The sequence below is a fragment of the Streptomyces odonnellii genome, assembly GCF_000981895.1.
Classification (GTDB): Bacteria; Actinomycetota; Actinomycetes; order Streptomycetales; family Streptomycetaceae; genus Streptomyces; species Streptomyces odonnellii.
In genome coordinates this window covers 1-18,104 of the sequence record NZ_LATD01000331.1, presented here as the reverse complement: position 1 = coordinate 18,104, position 18,104 = coordinate 1, and the positions used below count along the sequence as shown (strand labels likewise).

14 protein-coding genes are annotated in these 18,104 nt (G+C 72.9%); 6 read left to right on the top strand and 8 right to left on the bottom strand.

Annotated elements, in window-relative coordinates; all coding sequences use genetic code 11:
• Window positions 1–245: 245 nt before the first annotated feature.
• Window positions 246–791 carry an SAV_915 family protein gene (locus tag WH07_RS41400; RefSeq protein ID WP_408645945.1) on the top strand — a complete coding sequence of 182 codons (546 nt, stop codon included), beginning with the start codon at window positions 246–248 and terminating at the stop codon, window positions 789–791.
• Complete coding sequence (gene lysA / locus WH07_RS28050; protein ID WP_046505847.1) at window positions 788–2,131, top strand: diaminopimelate decarboxylase; 1,344 nt, start codon at window positions 788–790, stop codon at window positions 2,129–2,131. The genes WH07_RS41400 and lysA overlap by 4 nt, the downstream gene beginning before the upstream one ends.
• Before the next feature lie 18 nt (window positions 2,132–2,149).
• On the opposite strand, the gene WH07_RS28045 is transcribed toward lysA, so the two are convergent.
• The 3 genes from WH07_RS28045 to WH07_RS28035 form a co-directional block, all read right to left on the bottom strand.
• On the bottom strand, window positions 2,150–3,292 hold the full coding sequence (locus WH07_RS28045; protein WP_046505845.1) for a winged helix DNA-binding domain-containing protein: 1,143 nt from the start codon (window positions 3,290–3,292) through the stop codon (window positions 2,150–2,152).
• Window positions 3,293–3,615: 323 nt separating this feature from the next.
• The gene (locus tag WH07_RS28040) at window positions 3,616–4,431 is read right to left on the bottom strand and encodes a hypothetical protein (protein WP_046505841.1); all 816 of its coding nucleotides are present in this window, start codon (window positions 4,429–4,431) and stop codon (window positions 3,616–3,618) included.
• Entirely contained in the window at window positions 4,431–5,708 is a 1,278-nt protein-coding gene (locus WH07_RS28035; RefSeq protein WP_046505853.1) for a VWA domain-containing protein, read from the bottom strand. Before WH07_RS28035 ends, WH07_RS28040 begins: the two co-directional genes overlap by 1 nt.
• Window positions 5,709–5,793: 85 nt before the next feature.
• On the opposite strand from WH07_RS28035, the gene WH07_RS28030 reads away from it, so the two are divergent.
• Both WH07_RS28030 and WH07_RS28025 read left to right on the top strand, forming a co-directional pair.
• Window positions 5,794–6,984 carry a lactonase family protein gene (locus WH07_RS28030; RefSeq protein WP_046505839.1) on the top strand — a complete coding sequence of 397 codons (1,191 nt, stop codon included), beginning with the start codon at window positions 5,794–5,796 and terminating at the stop codon, window positions 6,982–6,984.
• A gap of 267 nt (window positions 6,985–7,251) precedes the next feature.
• A complete protein-coding gene (locus WH07_RS28025; protein ID WP_106409696.1) occupies window positions 7,252–8,277 on the top strand; it encodes a LacI family DNA-binding transcriptional regulator in 1,026 nt (341 codons plus the stop codon).
• A 116-nt stretch (window positions 8,278–8,393) separates the two neighbouring features.
• Here WH07_RS28025 and WH07_RS28020 read toward each other — a convergent pair whose 3' ends face one another.
• The 4 genes from WH07_RS28020 to WH07_RS28005 all read right to left on the bottom strand — a co-directional run bounded on the left by WH07_RS28020 (window position 8,394) and on the right by WH07_RS28005 (window position 13,649).
• On the bottom strand, window positions 8,394–9,632 hold the full coding sequence (locus tag WH07_RS28020) for an XdhC family protein (RefSeq protein ID WP_046505851.1): 1,239 nt from the start codon (window positions 9,630–9,632) through the stop codon (window positions 8,394–8,396).
• A 110-nt stretch (window positions 9,633–9,742) separates the two neighbouring features.
• Complete coding sequence (locus WH07_RS28015) at window positions 9,743–12,178, bottom strand: xanthine dehydrogenase family protein molybdopterin-binding subunit (RefSeq protein ID WP_046505837.1); 2,436 nt, start codon at window positions 12,176–12,178, stop codon at window positions 9,743–9,745.
• Window positions 12,179–12,183: 5 nt separating this feature from the next.
• Window positions 12,184–12,756 (bottom strand): (2Fe-2S)-binding protein, encoded by a 573-nt coding sequence (locus WH07_RS28010; RefSeq protein ID WP_046505835.1) that lies wholly within the window; start codon window positions 12,754–12,756, stop codon window positions 12,184–12,186.
• 2 nt (window positions 12,757–12,758) lie between these two features.
• Window positions 12,759–13,649, bottom strand: a complete 891-nt coding sequence (locus WH07_RS28005; protein ID WP_046505833.1) for an FAD binding domain-containing protein — start codon at window positions 13,647–13,649, stop codon at window positions 12,759–12,761.
• A gap of 223 nt (window positions 13,650–13,872) precedes the next feature.
• Here WH07_RS28005 and WH07_RS28000 point away from each other — a divergent pair, with 223 nt between their 5' ends.
• Window positions 13,873–15,681 carry a PucR family transcriptional regulator ligand-binding domain-containing protein gene (locus tag WH07_RS28000; RefSeq protein WP_046505831.1) on the top strand — a complete coding sequence of 603 codons (1,809 nt, stop codon included), beginning with the start codon at window positions 13,873–13,875 and terminating at the stop codon, window positions 15,679–15,681.
• Window positions 15,682–16,237: 556 nt separating this feature from the next.
• Entirely contained in the window at window positions 16,238–17,005 is a 768-nt protein-coding gene (locus WH07_RS27995; RefSeq protein WP_232789081.1) for a hypothetical protein, read from the top strand.
• Between the two features lie 135 nt (window positions 17,006–17,140).
• Here WH07_RS27995 and WH07_RS27990 read toward each other — a convergent pair.
• On the bottom strand, window positions 17,141–18,104 hold a 964-nt coding region (locus WH07_RS27990), incomplete at its 5' end, for an ABC transporter ATP-binding protein (RefSeq protein WP_046505849.1).

Below are 18,104 nucleotides of genomic sequence, written 5' to 3'. Positions count from 1 at the left end.
ATGTGTTCGGGGCCGGGGTCATGGGGCTGCGGCCCGGAAGCCTGGGTTCGGAGCCGGGGTTCGGGGCCGGAGCTCGGAGTCGAGGCCAGGGCTCGGCAGTCGGGGCTTGGACATCGGCCGGCGCCAGGGGTGCGTCAAAAAGCGGGCTTCCGCGGTCAACGCTCCGTCATGGGCCCGGCGATCCGTCTTCCGCCGGGCATAGCTTCCTGGAGTCAGGCAGTGAACGACTCCCCTGGGAGGACACCATGGAGCGCCTCATACCCGAGGACGCGGACTCGGAGCCCGCCGATTCGGCCGCAGCCACCGACGACGCGGTCCCGGACGATTCGGACCCCTCCGATCCCGACGCCTCCGATCCGGGCCTCGACGGCTCCCGCCCCGACGACTGCCGTGCGGTACGGCCGCTGTTTGTGCCCGTACGGCTCGGCTCGTGCGGCGGGTATCAGCTCCGCTTCGCCCGCACGCCGCTCGGCGCGCGGACCGCGATCGGCTTCACCAGCCCGCGCCGGCTGACCGCCGTTCTCGGCGAGCAGCAGGCGTGGATCAGGCTGGCTGAGCCCGCGCTGCGCGCGCTCGCCGCACCGCTCGGAACGACGATCGTCACGGTGGACCCCCAGCTCACCGCCCCAGCCCCCGTTCCCGCCATCGGCCGGCAGGCCGCTCCGGTCAGGGCCTGCGCCCGCCATGCCCCGGCCGTTGCGGAACCGGCGGACGCGCCCGCACAGCCGGAGCTCGCAAGGCCAGAGCTCGTACGGCCGGAACTCGTACGGCCGGAGGCGATGCCCGTATGACCACCGAACCGCTGAGGCGTGTCCACGCGCTCATCAACGAGTTGAACGCCCCGCCGGTCTGGCCCGCGTCCGCCGTTGTGGCGCCCGGCGGGGACATCGCGGTCGCCGGGGTCGGTCTCGCGGAGCTGGCCGACCGCTATGGCACCCCGGTGTACATCCTCGACGAGGACGAAGTCCGGGCCCGTGCCCGGGCCTGGCGGCGGGCGCTGCCCGACGCCGAGATCGTCTACGCCGCCAAGGCGTTCCTCTGCCGGGCGGTCGTCGACTGGATCGACCAGGAGGGCCTCGGCCTCGATGTCTGCTCCGCCGGCGAACTGGAACTGGCGGCCACCCGCGGCTTTCCGCCCGAGCGGATCGTGCTGCACGGAAACGCCAAGTCCCCGCGGGATCTGTCGGCGGCGCTGCGCCTGGGCGTCGGCCGGATCGTCATCGACTCGGCCTGCGAGACGGCGAGGATCGCCGCGCAGGCGCCGGGTCCCGGTCCGCAGCGGGTGCTGGTCCGTGTCCTGCCGGGAATCGAGGCGGGCGCACACCCCAAGATCCGTACGGGGACGGAGGGCCAGAAGTTCGGGCTCTCGATCGCGGACGGCTCCGCCGAGGAGACGGTCGGCCGGATCCTCGGCCAGCCCCGGCTCGAACTCACCGGCCTGCACTGCCATCTCGGCTCCCAGATCGCCGGTCCGGAGCCGTACGCCGAGGAGGTCCGCCGTCTTGTGGCGTTTCTGGCGCGGATCAGGGAGCGGTACGGAGTGACCCTGCCCGAACTGGATCTGGGCGGCGGCTTCGCGGTGGCGTACGTACCGGGCGATCCGGCGCCCGCCCCCGCCGAGTACGGGCGCCTGATCACCACCACCCTCGCGGACGCCTGTGCCGCCCACGGTCTGCCCGTACCCGCGCTGACGGTGGAGCCGGGCCGCTCGGTCGTCGCACCCGCCGGGATCGCGCTCTACCGCGTGCTGTCGGTGAAGCGGGGCGGCGGGGGTGTCTTTGTCGCGGTCGACGGCGGGATGAGCGACAACCCGCGGCCCGCGCTGTACGGCGCGCGTTACACGGTCCGCCGGGTGGGCCATGCCTCCACGGCCCCCATGCGGACGGCGACGGTCGTCGGCCGGCACTGCGAGGCGGGCGATGTGCTCGCCGGTCCTGTGGAGTTGCCCGCGGACATCAGACCCGGTGATGTGCTGGCGGTCCCGGCCGCCGGTGCCTACCAGGTGTCGATGGCGTCCGGTTACAACATGACCGGCCGGCCACCGGTGGTCGCGGTCTCGGCGGGGCGGTCCCGCCTTCTGGTACGCCGGGAGACCTTCGACGACCTGCGCGCACGGGATGTCGGACTGTGACCTCCCGCCCTGGAACGCTCAGCCCTGCAACTCGCTGAAACTCCCGAACCGGATGTCGTGCGATCCGCCCATGCCCATGACGGCAAGCATCCGCTCCCCCTCCTCGGCCACCTCGGCGCGTTGCCCGGGGGTCAGCCCGCCGAAGGCCTCGACGGTCAGGGTCGTGTGCCCGCCGCTCTCGGTGAGCTGCCAGATCCCGGCCAGGAAGCCGTCCACGAGGAACGTGCGGAAAGGCTGGTTGCCCCGGACAGCGCGGCCCCGGTACGCGGGCGGGACCACGCGGCTCCGGTCGGAGTGCGAGAGCAGGAGGTTGTCGTACTCGGGCAGGAAGCGCGGCGGCGCGGGGGTGTCCTCGGCGGGCCGTGGCGCCTCCGGCAGGTCGAACAGCTCGGTCCCGCTCTCGTCCTGAAAGGTGAGCAGCCGGGGCCGCAGCCGCTCGAAGGCCTCCCGCAGCCTGGTGAGCCCGGACCAGACCTGCATGTCCTTGACGGAGGCCGGGCCGAAGGCGGCGAGATAGCGCAGTACGGTGTTGTCCGGCGCGGGCACCGGCACGGCGGGACGCCCGAACCAGTGCTCGGCGGTGGTGAGCGTGACCTGCCCGGCGCGGCCCCACAGTCCACGCGGAGTGGTCTGTACGAGCGGCACGAGACAGCGCCCGGCGACCCCCAGCGCGAACGGCTCGGCCTCGGGCCACTCCTCGGCCAGCGCCTCGCGCAGCTCCTTCAGCGGCCGGGGCCGCTCCTCGACCAGCTCCCGGACACGAGCGGCGAGCCGGTCCAGGTCCACCCCGGTCAACCGGTCGCGGAACGTTCTCAGCTCCCGGTCCCGCGCGGCCTGCACGAGCGGGCGGAGGGTGAGGCAGTCGTCGGCGGTGTGCGTATGGATGGTGGAGCGGAGCGTGACCAGCCGGGCGACCCGGCGCGCGGCCATCAGCGCGGACAGGTCGTCGGGTACGAAATCCTCCAGGCGGGCCGCGAGCTGGAAGTACGGCGGCTTGACGTTCTGGGCCTGGAGTCCGAGCAGATGTGTGACGGCGGCCTCGGCGGACAGCGCGCTGCGGCGGAGCAGGAGCTGGCGCTCCAGCGTGGCCCGGCTGAGCGCGCGGGTGGAGAGCACGGGGTGACTGGCGGAGCTGATCGTGATCGTCCTCGCGGCGGCCATGGCCACCAAACTAGTGCCCCTCCCGGCAGGGTCCGGCCCCGTTGCGCACCTTGCCGGTCGCGGCACCGGGCCCTGCCCGGCCCCAGCCGGCCGCTCCACCGGCCCCTGCCCGGTCCTTGCCGGATGCTCCACCAGCCCCTGCCCGGCCCCTGCCGGTCGCTCCACCTGGCCCTCTTCGGCGGCCAGGCCCTGCCCGGCGGCGCTCGCGGACAGTCCCGGTCCGCGACCGCGGCCCCGAAACCCACGACGAAGGCGGCGGGCCCGGACGCACCCGGACCCGCCGCCTTCTCACTTCCGTACGTCCTACAGGCCCGTCAGGCCTTTCAGGCCCGGCGCGACGGCCGCGCCAGTGTGTACCCGGCGATGCCCGCGAGCGCGCCCAGCACACCCCCCGCCACCGTCCAGATCCAGCGGTCCGTCCACCAGCCCGAGGACCAGCCGTCCTCCGGCTCCGACGCGGTCACGGCCGTCTCCGACGACGCCTCCGTGATCCCCGGGACGAGCGGCTCGGACAGCTTTCCGCCGACCGCGTACGCACCGCCCGCGCCCGGCGTGGCCGCCTCGACCTCCGTCCGCACCGGCAGACCGAGGTCCTCCTCCTCCGCGTTCACGACGGTGAGGCGTACGTAGTAGCTGCCCGGCAGCGGATCGTTGGACCAGGGCTCGGCCCAGGCCCGTACCGCACGGAGCGTGCAGCGCAGCGAGACCGTGTCCGCGTCCGCGGCGACCGCCTTCGTCTGGGCGCCGCTCACACAGGGCTGGCGGCGGCGCAGCCCGTCGTAGACGTCGACCTGCCAGGTCAGCGCGCCCTTCCTCGCGGCGGCGGACTCGGGCAGGGTGACCGTGGCCCGTACGGTGGGGCGCTGCCCCGCGTCGGCCGGGAAGACCCAGTAGAGGTAGTCACCCGTGGAGGCCTCGGCCGAAGCCGTCTGCCCCGGCCTGAAGGCGGCGGCCGTACGGAAGGAGGTGCCCGCCTCGGTCGGCCCCGCGGCCTCGGGCCCGTCGGCGTTCTCGGACCCCTCGGTGGCGGGTACGGGGGTCTCGTCGGCCAGGGCGGTGCCCGCCGAACCGAACAGCGCGGTGGCGGACAGCAGCGCCCCGGCCATCAGGGATTTCACGAACAGACCGGTGATACGCATCAGTTGGTCCTCCAGACGACACGCAGGCGGGAGATCCAGCCCCACAGCAGTCCGGCGGCCAGGCCGGTGAGGACCAGGATGCCGAGCAGCCACCAGCCGCGGCCGAGGCCGAACGCGGCGATGTCGGAGGCCGCGTCGGGCGCGTCCACCAGATCGACGGTCAGCTCGACCGGCAGACCCGGGGTGGTCTGCACGGAGTCGGGCGCGGAGAAGGCGTTGCTGACCTGGAGGCAGACCGTCTCCGCGGCCGGCTTCAGCCCGTCGGCTCCGTCATCGTCGTCGGCCGGCGGTTTCGGGTAGCGCAGCCCCGCCGAGATCACATCGGTGCGTCCGTCGCCCGCCTCCGAGCCGCGGACGATCTCTCTGCCGTGTACGGTCACGGCGCGCAGCAGCACCGCGTAGTCCCGGTCGACGGCGCGGTCGGCGGCGACGCTCACCGACGCGCGCAGTTCCTGGCCAGGCAGGACGTCCACGCGGTACCAGCGGTGCTCGGAGAACTTCTCCCGGTCGCTGTAAAGACCCGGCTTGATCTGGGGGGCGTCGGCGCAGCGCGCGGCGCCCTCGGTCGCCACCGGGGTGACGACGGGGTCGGCGGCGCGGTCCACGAGCTGTTTGACCCGGCCCGATAGTTCGTCGGTGTGCCGTACGGAGGTGTAGGTGCCGCCGGTGGCCTCGGCGATGCAGGTGAGCTGCCTGCGGGTCTTGGCGTCCGGTACGAGGCCGAGGGTGTCGATCGTGAGATGGATGCCCCGGGCCGCGATCTCCCGCGCGACCTCGCACGGGTCGAGCGGCGCGCAGGTGTCCTCGCCGTCGGTGATGAGGACGATACGGCGCGTCGCGTCACCGCCGTCGAGGTCCTCGGCCGCGCCGAGGAGCGCGGGTCCGATGGGGGTCCAGCCGGTGGGGACGAGGGTGGCGACCGCGGTCTTCGCCTCCGTACGGTCCAGCGGCCCCACCGGGTAGAGCTGCCGGGTGTCCTTGCAGCCGACCTTGGTGTCCTTGCCCGGATAGTTGGCCCCGAGGGTGCGGATGCCCAGCTCCACCTCCTGCGGCACCGCGTCCAACACCTCGTTGAACGCCTGCTTCGCCGCGGCCATCCGGGACTGGCCGTCGATGTCGCGGGCCCGCATGGAGCCGCTCACATCGAGGACGAGATCGACCTTCGGTGCCGGTTTCCCGGTAGGTTCGTCAGCGGCGGCAGCGGGAGGGAAGAGCCCTACGGCCAGAGTGGCCACCAGACCGCACACGGCGGCTGCCAACCGGCTACTTATGATCATCGCCGGATGATACGAGAATGACACCGGGGAACCAAACGAAGGCAGACAGGCTGTCAAGTCGATTGCGGACAAGGGAAGTTGAGGCATGAGCGGAATGAACAGGCGCCGGTTCATCGGTATGGGAGCGCTCGCCGCGGCGTCGGCCGTCGCGGCGGCGCCCGGGCCCGTCGTACCCCCGTCACCGCCCCGCCCGCAGCCGACGGCGGAACCGTCCGTGCCCGCCCGGCCACGCGCCGCCACCCGGCCGCTGTTCCTCGGTACGTACACCTCGGCCGCGGGCGGCGGCACCGGGGTGGGACTCGCCTCGTACGACCCGGCCACCGGCGCGGTGTCCGGTACGGGAACGATCGCGGGCGTCGAGAACCCCTCGTACCTCGCCGTCCATCCCGACGGCCGCACCCTCTACACCGTGAATGAGCAGCAGAACGGCGGTGTCACCGCGATCGCCCTGGCCGAGGACGGAAAGCACCGGGTCCTGGGGACGCGGAGCACGGGCGGTGCGGGGCCCACGCATCTCTCGGTGCACCCCGGCGGGCGCTGGCTGCTGAGCGCCAACTACACCTCCGGCAGTGTGGCCGTGCACCCCATCGACGCGGCGGGCGCGCTGGGTGAGCGCACGGATCTGATGGCGCACTCCGCGCCGCCGCCGGGCCCCGGCCAGAGCGGCCCGCACGCGCACCAGATCGTCACCTCGCCGGACGGCGGCCATGTCCTGGCTGTCGATCTGGGCAACGACACCGTCTACACCTACCGGCTGGACACGGTGGCGGGCACGCTCGCCCAGGTCTCGTACGCGCGGCTGCGCCCCGGCGCGGGCCCGCGCCATCTCACGTTCCATCCGTCCGGCGCGTACGCCTATCTCGCCAATGAGCTGGACAACACCGCCGTGGTCTGCGCGTACGAGCCGGAGAGCGGGCTGCTGACCCCCGGCGAGCCGCAGCCCACCGGGGCGGGCGGCGCGGGCGACAGCTTCCCGTCCCAGCTCGTGGTCACCGCCAATGGCGCCTTCGCGTATCTCGCCAACCGGGGCCGCAACAGCCTGACCCGCTACGCGGTCGAGGCGGGCGGCGGGACGCTCCGGCTGCTGGACACCGTGCCGGTGGGCGGCGACTTCCCCCGGCAGCTCGGCCTCTCGCCCGCCGGGAATCTGCTGTTCGCCGCGAACCAGCGGTCGAACTCGGTGACGGTCTTCCATGTCGACCAGACCGGCGGCGGGCTGCGCTCCGCGGGCCGGCCGTTCCAGGCCCCGGTGGCCGTCTGCGCGCTGCCGCTCTAGAGTTCGCAGGCCCTGTCCGGCGGATCCTCGCGGGCCCGCACCGCCGCTCCGGACAGGCACGCGGCCACTCCGGAGGGTCACGCTGCCGCGCCTAGAGGGCCGGTTCTCCGGACGGGGCGGTATTTCCAGGCAGGGCGGTATGTGGTCCGGATACGGTCCTATGTACTGTTCGCGTGCATGGGAGCGCTCCCAGTGGTTGGATGGCGCCAGCCCGTTCCCCGCTCCTGGATCAGGCTCAGGCACACTCGCGACGGGAGGTCGCCCCCGATGGTGACGAAGGGACGTACGGGCCAGCCCACCCTGGAAGAAGTCGCCGCGCTCGCGGGCGTCGGCCGGGGCACGGTGTCCCGCGTCATCAACAATTCGCCGCGGGTCAAGGACACCACCCGCCATCTCGTCGAGCAGGCGATCGCCCAGCTCGGCTACATACCCAACCGCGCCGCCCGCGCCCTGGCGGGCAGCCGCAGCGATGCCGTGGCACTGGTGATACCGGAGACCGAGAAACGGTTCTTCGCCGAGCCGTACTTCTCCGACATCGTCCATGGCGTGGGCGACGGTCTCGCAGACACCGATCTTCAGCTTCTGCTCACCCTCGTCCGTACCGAGAAGGAACGGCAGCGCTTCCTCCAGTACGCGCGCGCTCGCCGGATCGACGGTGTTCTCCTCGTCTCCCTCCACGACAGCGATCCGCTGCCCGATCTGCTCGCCGGGATGGAGATGCCCACGGTCCTCAGCGGCCGCAGGTCCGGCGACGAGTCCGTGTCCTATGTGGACTCGGACAATGTGGGCGGCGCGCGTGCCGCCGTACACCATCTGTCGGTGTCGGGCCGGCGCCGTATCGCCACCATCACGGGACCGCTCGACATGTATGTGGCGCAGTGCCGGCTCCGCGGGTACGAGGAGGCGGTACGGGACAGCCCCGGCGGCCCGCGCCCCGCCTGGATCGCGCATGGCGACTTCACGGAGGAGAGCGGCCGGCGCGCGATGTCCCAGCTGCTCGAACGGCACCCGGATCTGGACGCGGTGTTCGCCGCCTCGGACGTGATGGCGGTGGGCGCGCTGCACACGTTGCGGGCGGCGGGCCGCAGGATTCCGGAGGAGGTGGCGGTGGTCGGGTTCGACGACTCGCCCATCGCGCGCCACACGGATCCCCAGCTCACATCGGTGCGCCAGCCGGTGGAGGAGATGGGGCGGACGATGGCCCGGGTACTGCTGGCGTCGATCAGTGACGGGGCGTCGGCCTGGCAGCATGTGGTGCTGCGGACGGAACTGGTGCGCAGGGCATCGGGATGATCCCCGCAGGCCGCGGGTGATCCTCGCAGGGGTGATCCCGCAGGTGAGGGTGATCTTCGCAGGCGGGGTGATCCCGCGGGCTGAGGGTGAGCCCCGCGGGCCGGGGCAGCGGGCGCTCAGACCGCCGTATCGACCCTGCTCCGCTCGTAAGCCCACGGGCGGGGCTCGTCGTGGTGGATCGGGGTGTGCGCGCCCGTCAGCGGGACTCCGCTGCCGCCGCGCCGTACCGCGACGATCTCCGCGGCGATCGACAGCGCGGTCTCCTCGGGGGTACGGGCGCCGAGGTCGAGCCCGATCGGCGAGCGCAGCCGGGCCAGCTCCCGCTCGCCGACCCCGTGCTCGCGCAGCCGCCGGGCGCGGTCCTCATGGGTGCGCCGGGAGCCCATCGCGCCGACGTACGCGACCGGCAGCCGCAGCGCCAGTCGCAGCAGCGGCACATCGAACTTGGCGTCGTGGGTGAGCACGCACAGGACCGTGCGGCTGTCGGTCGCGGCCGACTCCAGATAGCGGTGCGGCCAGTCCACGACGATCTCGTCGGCGTCGGGGAAGCGGGCGCGCGTGGCGAAGACGGGCCGCGCGTCGCAGACCGTGACGTGGTAGCCGAGGAACTTGCCGGTACGGACGAGCGCCGAGGCGAAGTCGACGGCGCCGAAGACGATCATGCGCGGCGGCGGCACGCTCGACTCGACGAGCAGGGTCAGCGGCCGGCCGCAGCGCGATCCGTTCGCGCCGATGACGACGGTGTCCGTACGGCCGGAGTCCAGCAGGGCGAGGGCTTCGGCGGCGGCGGTACGGTCCAGCTCAGGGTGTCCGCCGAGGCTCCCCTCGTACGAGCCGCCGGGACGCACGAGCAGGGCGCGGCCCAGCAGTTCGGCAGGGCCTTCGGTGATGCGGGCGAGGGCGGCGGCTTGCCCCTGGGACGCGGCCTCCAGCGCGGCGAACACCGGCCGGGTGGCGTCCGCCCGTACCGCTGCTCGTTCCGCGCGCACCACCCGTACGGCTCGTTCCGCTCGTCCGGGTGGCAGCGCTCGCACGGGTGACAGCGCTCGTACCGGAGTCACCAGGATGTCGATGACCCCGCCGCAGGTCAGGCCCACCGCGAAGGCGTCGTCGTCGCTGTAGCCGAAGCGCTCGACGACGGTGGCGCCGTCCTCCAGCGCCTGCCGGCACAGCTCGTACACCGCGCCTTCCACACAGCCGCCGGAGACCGAACCGATCACCGCGCCCCCGCTGTCGACGGCGAGCGCGGCGCCCGGCCCGCGCGGCGCGCTGCCGGAGACCGCGACGACCGTGGCGACGGCGAAGTCCCGCCCCTGCCCGGCCCACCTGTGCAGCTCTTGGGCGATGTCCAGCATCTCGGTCTCCTCGGGGATCTGATGCGCGCTGAGTACGGCTTCGCCGTGTCCTCGAACACCGGACGGACCCGGCGCGCCCACGGCCGCGGGCCGCGCGTCGGGCGACGCCGTCACGGTGCGGTGCGGCCGCCGGTGCCGGTACCTGTGCCGCTGCTGTCGGTGCCCGTGCCGGTGAGGTGCTCCGGCCGTACCGGCGTCCTGTTGAGCTCCAGGCCCGTCGCGTTCCTGATCGCCGCGAGAATCGCGGGAGTCGAGGAGAGGGTCGGCGCCTCGCCGGCGCCGCGCAGACCGTACGGCGCGTGCTCGTCGGCCAGTTCGAGCAGATCGACGGGGATGGTGGGGGTGTCGAGGATGGTGGGGATCAGATAGTCCGTGAAGGACGGGTTGCGCACCTTCGCGGTCACCGGGTCGACGACGATCTCCTCCATGACCGCCACGCCCAGGCCCTGGGTGGTGCCGCCCTGGATCTGGCCGATGACGGACAGCGGGTTGAGCGCCTTGCCGACATCCTGGGCGACGGCCAGTTCGACGACCTTCACCAGGCCCAGTTCCGTGTCGACCTCGACGACCGCGCGGTGTGCGGCGAACGAGTACTGGACGTGCCCGTTGCCCTGTCCGGTGCGGAGATCGAAGGCCTCGGTCGGGCGGTGGCGCCACTCCAGCTCCAGGTCCACCGCCTCGTCCTCCAGCACGTCCGCCAGACCGGCGAGGACCTCCCCGCCGTGGGTGACGACCTTGCCGTCTTCGAGCAGCAGCTCGGCGGTGGCCCAGGCCGGGTGGTACGTGCCGAACTTGCGCCGGCCGAGCTCCAGCACCCGCTCCCGTACCGCCTCGCAGGTGTGCTTGATCGCGCCGCCGGTCACATAGGTCTGGCGGGAGGCGGAGGTGGAACCGGCGGAGCCGACCCGGGTGTCGGCTGGAAGGATGGTGACCTGGGCGACGCCGAGTTCGGTACGGGCGATCTGCGCGTGGACGGTGACACCGCCCTGGCCGACCTCGGCCATCGCGGTGTGGACGACCGCGACCGGCTCACCGGCGATCACTTCGAGCCGTACGCGCGCGGTGGAGTAGTCGTCGAAGCCCTCGGAGAAACCGACGTTCTTGATGCCGACCGCGTAACCGACGCCCCGTACGACCCCTTCGCCGTGGGTGGTGTTGGAGAGCCCGCCGGGCAGGGCCCGTACATCTGCCTCCTCGCCGGCCGCCAGCCACTGCTGCTCGGGCGGGAGAGGGCGGGCCTTGACGCGGCGCAGCAGTTCGGCGACGGGCGCCGGGGAGTCGACGCGCTGTCCTGTCGGCATGAGGGTGCCCTGCTCCATGGCGTTGAGCTGCCGGAACTCCACCGGGTCCAGCCCCAGCGCCGCCGCCAGCCTGTCCATCTGCGCCTCGTACGCGAAGCACGCCTGGACGGCGCCGAAGCCGCGCATCGCGCCGCAGGGCGGGTTGTTGGTGTAGAGCGCGAGCGCCTCGATGTCGACATTCTCGATGACGTACGGGCCGGCGGAGAGGGAGGCCGCGTTGCCGACGACGGCCGGGGACGAGGAGGCGTACGCGCCGCCGTCCAGCACGATCCGGCACTTCATGTGCGTGATCCTGCCGTCGCGGGTGGCGCCGTGCTCGTAGTGGAGCCTGGCGGGGTGACGGTGGACATGGCCGAAGAACGACTCGAACCGGTTGTAGACCATCTTGACCGGCTTGCCGGTGCGCAGGGCCAGCAGACAGCCGTGGATCTGCATCGACAGGTCCTCCCGGCCGCCGAAGGCCCCGCCGACCCCGGAGAGGGTCATGCGGACCTTCTCCTCGGGCAGGCCGAGAACGGGCGCGATCTGGCGGAGGTCGGAGTGGAGCCACTGGGTGGCGACATAGAGGTCGACACCGCCGTCCTCGGCGGGCACCGCGAGTCCGGATTCCGGGCCGAGGAAGGCCTGGTCCTGCATGCCGAAGACATAGTCGCCCGTGACGATCACATCGGCGCGGGCGGCGGCCCCGGCGGCGTCGCCGCGGACGATGGGCTGGCGGTGCACGATGTTGGGGTGCGGGACATGGCCGCTGTGGTGGTCGGCACGGTCCTCATGGACGAGCGGCGCGCCGGGGGCGGTGGCCGAGGCCTCGTCGGTGACGACGGGCAGTTCGGCGTAGTCGACCCGGATCTTGGCGGCGGCACGGCGGGCGGTCTCTGGATGGTCGGCGGCGATGACCGCGACCGGTTCGCCGTGGTGCCGGACCTTGCCATGGGCGAGAACGGGGGTGTCCTGGATCTCCAGGCCGTAGTTCTTCACCGGGGCCGGGAGGTCGTCATAGGTGAGGACGGCGTGGACACCGGGGGTGGCGAGGGCCTCCGCGATGTCGATGGATCTGATGGCCGCGTGCGCCACGGTGGAGCGCAGTGTGTGGCCCCACAACATGTCGTCGTGCCACATGTCCGAGGAGTACGCGAACTCTCCGGTGACCTTGAGCGTGCCGTCGGGCCGGAGGGTCGATTCGCCGATGCCGCCGCTGGTGCGGGAGCCCTGGCTGAGGCTGGTGGGGGTGCCGGTGGTGGGCATCGCGGTCAGACCGCCTCTTCCTGACGGGCGGCCGCGAGACGCACCGCGTCGAGGATCTTCTCGTAACCGGTGCAGCGGCAGAGGTTGCCGGAGAGCGCCTCCCGGATGTCGGCGTCGCTCGGGGAGGGATTGCGCTCCAGCATCTCGTCGGCGGCGACGAGCAGCCCGGGGGTGCAGAAGCCGCACTGGACGGCGCCCGCGTCGATGAACGCCTGCTGGATCACGGACAGTTCGCCGGCGCCGTCACCGGGGTGTTCGGCGCCGCGTTCCCCGGAACCGGACCGCCCGGAGTCGCTCGCCCCGGAGTCACTCACCCCGGAGTCGCGCCGCCGGGCGTAGTCGGCGAGGCCCTCGACCGTGATGACCTCGCGGCCCTCCGCCTGCCCGGCCGCCACCAGACAGGCACAGACCGGGACGCCGTCGAGCCGTACCGTACAAGAACCGCATTCGCCCTGCTCACAGGCGTTCTTGGAGCCCGGCAGGCCCAGCCGCTCGCGCAGGACGTACAGCAGGCTCTCGCCCTCCCACACATCGTCGGCCACCTGCTCACGCCCGTTGACCGTGAATGTCACCCGCATGATCACGCCGCTCCTTCCAGGGGGTGGCCGCCCCGGCGGTACTGCTCCCAGGTCCAGCCGAGCTGGCGGCGGGCCATGATGTCGACCGCGTGGCGGCGGTACGCGGCGGTGCCGCGCACATCGTCGATGGGGTTGCAGGCGGCCGAGACGAGCATGGCGAACTGCCGGGCCACGGACGGTGTGATGACCTTGCCGCTCTCCCAGAAACCGCCCTCGTCGAGCGCCGCGTTCAGGAACTCCTCGGCCACGCGGGCCCGTACCGGGGTGGGGGCGGCGGAGCCGATACCGGTCCGTACGGTACGGGTTCCGGGGTGCAGGGCGAGCCCGAAGGCACAGAGCGCGATGACCATCGCGTTACGGGTCCCGACCTTCGAGAACTGCTGCGGACCGTCCGCTTTCCTGATGTGCACGGTTTTGATCAGTTCGTCGGCGGCGAGGGCATTGCGCTTCACTCCGGTGTAGAAGTCGTCGATCGGGATCCGACGGCTGCCGCGTACCGACTCGACCTCCACCTCGGCGCCCGCGGCCAGCAGCGCCGGATGCGCGTCGCCGGCCGGGGAGGCGGTGCCGAGGTTGCCGCCGACGCCGCCGCGGTTGCGGATCTGCGGCGAGGCGACGGTGTGCGACGCGAGTGCCAGGCCCGGCAGCTCGGCCCTGAGGTCCTCCATGATGCGGGTGTACGGGACGGAGGCGCCCAGTTCGACGGTCTCCTCGCCGACCGCCCACTCGCTCAGCTCGCCGATCCGGTTCAGATCGAGCAGATACTCCGGCCGGCGGTGATCGAAGTTGATCTCGACCATGACGTCCGTGCCACCCGCGATGGGCACGGCCGTGGGGTGCGCGGCCTTGGCGGCGAGCGCCTCCTCCCAGCTTGCCGGGCGAAGGAAGTCCATGAGTGCTCTCTTCTGATCGTTGGCGATCCGCTCGCCGATGGCGATTCGTCGTGATCTGATCGTTGACGATCGGGGCTTTTCATGAGCTGTTGACGCGCTATGGCCCCAGTACACAAGGAGTGCTCCGGCTGGTGCAGTCACCGAAACCATGAAGGAGTTGGCTGGCCGTCCTCAGGGTCTTGTAGATTCGAACGAAACCACGAGAGAGATCGGCGACAACGAGATGCGGCTGCGCGCACTGCTGGACACCGACGCGCTGGGGCTGCGGCTGCTCGGCGGCGAGGACGAACTGGATCGTTCCGTGCGCGGGGTGATGACCACCGATCTGCGCGATCCGAGCCGCTATCTCTCCGGCGGTGAACTGGTCCTCACCGGCCTCGCCTGGCGGCGGCGCGCCGAGGAGTCCGAACCGTTCGTCCGCATTCTCGTCGCCGCCGGGGTCGCCGCCCTCGCCGCGGGCGAGGCGGAACTGGGCGAGGTGCCCGACGATCTCATCGTGGCATGCACACGCCATCGACTTCCGCTGTTCGCGGTGAGCGAGGCCGTCGCCTTCGCGACGATCACCGAGTACGTGGTCCGCCAGGTGTCCGGGGAGCGGGCCGGGGATCTGGCGGCCGTGGTGGACCGGCACCGCAGGCTGATGACGGCGGGCCCGGCGGGCGGCGGCCCGGACGCGGTCCTGGATCTGCTCGGCTCCGATCTCGATCTGCGGGCCTGGGTGCTCTCCCCCACCGGCCGGCACATCGCGGGCGCCGGGAAGCCGCTGCCCGCGGCCCGCGCCACCGCGCTCGCCGGCGAGCATCTCGCCGCGACCCGCGCGGGCCGCCGGAGCCCGTACCGTACGAGCGTCGACGGCACGGCGTACTCCCTCTTCCCGGTACGAGAGCCGGGGCGCGGGGCCTCCGCCCTCGCCTCGCCCGATGTGCGCGAGACCGTGCTCTCCGACTGGCTGCTGGCCGTCGAGGCGGACGCGGGCGACTGGCCGACGGCCCGCCTCGATCTGCTACGGGGCGTCACACAGCTCATCGCGGTGGAGCGGGACCGGCGGGACGCGGCCCGCGCGGTACGGCGCCGACTCGCCCAGGATGTCGTGGAGCTGATCCAGGCGGCCGCGGCGCCGGCCGAGATCGCGGCGCGGCTGCGGGTGGCCGCTCCGGTGCTGCTGCCGGGGCTGACGACCGCGCCGCACTGGCAGGTGGTGGTGGCCACGGTGGACTGGGCCCGGGACGGCGGTTCCGGCCAGGGCGGTCACAGCGGTACAGGTACGGGCACGGGCACGGAGGTGAGCGGCGGCCCGGTCGCCCAGGCACTGCTCGAGGAGATCCTGGCCGGCCCGGTGACGCCGGGGACCGGGGCAGCGGGAGCCGGGGCGGCGGGGGCACCGGCAGGAGCGGCCGCGGCGGACTCACCCGACCGGATCGCGGTGGCACGGACGGGTGACGAGGCGGTCGCGCTCGTACCGCTTCCGGCCATGCCCGCGGTGCTGCTGGTACTGGCCGACCCGTCGGAGGCCGACACGGATCCGGCGCCCGAACCCGGTCTGCGCGCGGACGCGCTGCTGGCCGCCGTACGGGAGCCCCTGTCGGCGGGCCTCGGCGACGACGGACGGCTCACTGTGGGGGTCAGCGCGGTCGTCCACTCGGCGGAGGGGCTGCGCGGCGCCCTGGAGGAGGCCCGGCACGCCCGCCGGGTGGCCGCGGCCCGGGCCGGACGGGTCTGCGCCGCGGGCCATCACGAGCTGGCCTCGCACGTCCTGCTGCTGCCCTTCGTGCCCGACGATGTGCGCCGGGCGTTCACGGCGCGGCTCCTGGACCCGCTCCGCGCCTACGACCGGCGCCATCGCGCGGAGCTGATCCCCACCCTGGAGGCGTTCCTCGACTGCGACGGCTCCTGGACCCGGTGCGCGGCCAGACTGCATCTGCATGTGAACACGCTGCGCTATCGAGTGGGCAGGATCGAACAGCTCACCGGGCGGGATCTGTCACGCCTGGAGGACAAGCTGGACTTCTTCCTGGCCCTGAGAATGAGCTGAGCCGGTGCCTGGCTGGCCGGGCCGCGTTCCGAGGCCTGGCGAGGGCGCGTCGCCCGGGCGCCCGGGCGGGACCGCGTGGCCAGGTGACCTGGACGCCTGCCTGACGGCCTGCGCGCGCGTCCGGTGGCCCGGCGCGCCCCCTGATAGCCCGGGCACCCGGCCCGGTGCCCCCCGGCGGCCTCCCGGTGGCCGAAAAGCTTCGTTCGCACGGCCCTCGTCGAAGCCTCTGTCCAGGCCGGTTGACGCGATCACCCGATACGGGCACGGAAAAGATCCGCCATGTCCCCGGACTGTGAGTTCCACCACCCGGGCGCCCGCGCCGCCGACCGTACCGCCGCCGTCACCGCAGGTGAGGGCCCTGTCGACGACCCCGGACCCGCTCTGCGGCACCCCTCGCGCGCCCCTTCTGCCGCCCTTCAAGACCGACTTCGCACCCCAAGTGATTGTGAAATTTTTCACCTGACCTATTGGCCCGGCATGCTCATCCGTGCTGAGATGCGTCCACACTCAACAGCACAATGGCGCGCTCGGGGAGGGCAATGTGGCGCATACCGCCATGTCTGGTTCCGGAACCACCGCTGGTGACAACCCACTCCAGACCGCGGTATGGCGGCTGCGCTCGCGCGGCTGTTGGACCGACGCAGCGGCCCTGCTCGCACCGCACACCGCCGCCCCGGCGCCCGCGCTCCAACGGGCCTCGCTGCTCGTCGAGCGCTGTCTGTTCACCGGGACCGGCTGGCCGGAGGCCGAGGACGCGCTGCGCTCCGCGGAGGCCACGGCCCGCGAGGACGACGAGCGCGGCGCCGCGGCCTGCGAACGCGGCCATCTCGCCTACGCCTCGACCGTCCTCGGCGTGCGCGACCGCGCGGACGAGGCACGCGCCGCCCTCGGCAGAGCGGCGGCCCTGCTCGACCCGACGGCGCCCGCCCGTGCCCTGCTCGACTTCCGCCGCGGACTGATCGCGGAGCATCTCTCGGACTCCCCGCAGTCCGCGCGCGCCGCGTACCGCCGCGCCCACGCCGCCGCCACCGCGCACGGCGAGACGCTGCTGCTCTCGTTCACCTGGCGCCATCTCGCCGGGCTGGCCCTGCGGGAGGGCGAGCTGTCGGAGGCGCGGCACGGCTTCAGCGAGTCGCTCCGTATCCGCGAGGAGCTGGGCTATCTGGTCGGTACGGCTCCGGCGCTGGCGGCGCTGGCCGACGCTGAGCCGGAGCCGGAGGCATCCCGGCTGCGCGCGGAGGCGAGCCGGCTGTTCCGGCTGCTGGGCGGCGTACCGACCTGGCTGGCGGACCAGCTCGCACCACCACCGGCCGCGGCGGTCTGACCACGGGACGGCCGCCGCGCGCCCCTCTTGATGAGCGCGTGAGCGGCGGGTTCACGGGCCGGTGAGCAGCGGGCCCGCGTGCCGGCGCCGAGTGCGCGGGGCCGCGCGTCAGTACCGGTTGTGCGGGCCCGCGTATCAGCGCCGGGTCCGCGGGTCACCGTGCCAGGAGTGCCACAGCCCGGCGTACGGGCCGCCCGCCGCCACCAGGGCGTCGTGCGTGCCGAGTTCGGTCAGCCTGCCGTCGTCCATCACCGCCACCCGGTCCGCGTCGCGCGCGGTGTCCAGCCGGTGGGCGATGGCGATGACCGTTCGGCCTTCGAGGACGGCGGCCAGCGCGCGTTCCGCGTGGCGCGCGGTCGCCGGGTCGAGCAGGGCTGTCGCCTCGTCGAGGATGAGGGTGTGCGGATCGGCCAGCACCACCCGTGCCAGGGCGAGTTGCTGGGCGCGGGCGCCGTCGATACGTAGCTCCGCCCCGCCTGTCGCCGACGCACCCGGCACGGTGTCGAGGCCGTCCGGCAGCTCGTCGATCCAGTCCGCGCCGACGGCGTCGAGCGCCGTGCGTATCTCCTCGTCGGTGGCGCCCGGCGCGGCGATCAGCAGGTTGTCGCGGATGGAATCGGTGAAGACATGGTGCTCCTGGGTCACCAGGACGACCTGGCGGCGCAGTTGACCGGGGTCGAGGTCCGCGATCGGGACACCGCCCACGGTCACCGAGCCCGCGCGCGGCCGGTCGACACCGGCCAGCAGCCTGCCCAGGGTGGACTTCCCGGCGCCGGACGGACCCACGACGGCGAGCCGTTCGCCGGGCCGTACGGTCAGATCGACCCCGCGCAGCACATCGCGCGGCTCGGCGCGCCCGCTGTCATAGGCGTACCACACACCCTCGACCGCGATCCGGTCGTCGGAGGGTGTGGGCCCGCCACACCGCGGTGCGCTCGGGGCCAGTGCCAGCCCCTCCACCCGGGCGAACGAAGCACTACTGCTCTGTAGTTGCTCCACCCACAGCAGAATGGCGTCGAGTGGTTCTGCCAACTGCCGCAGATACAGCGCGCAGGAGACCACCGCGCCGAGGCTGACCACCCCCGCGCCACCCCCGCCG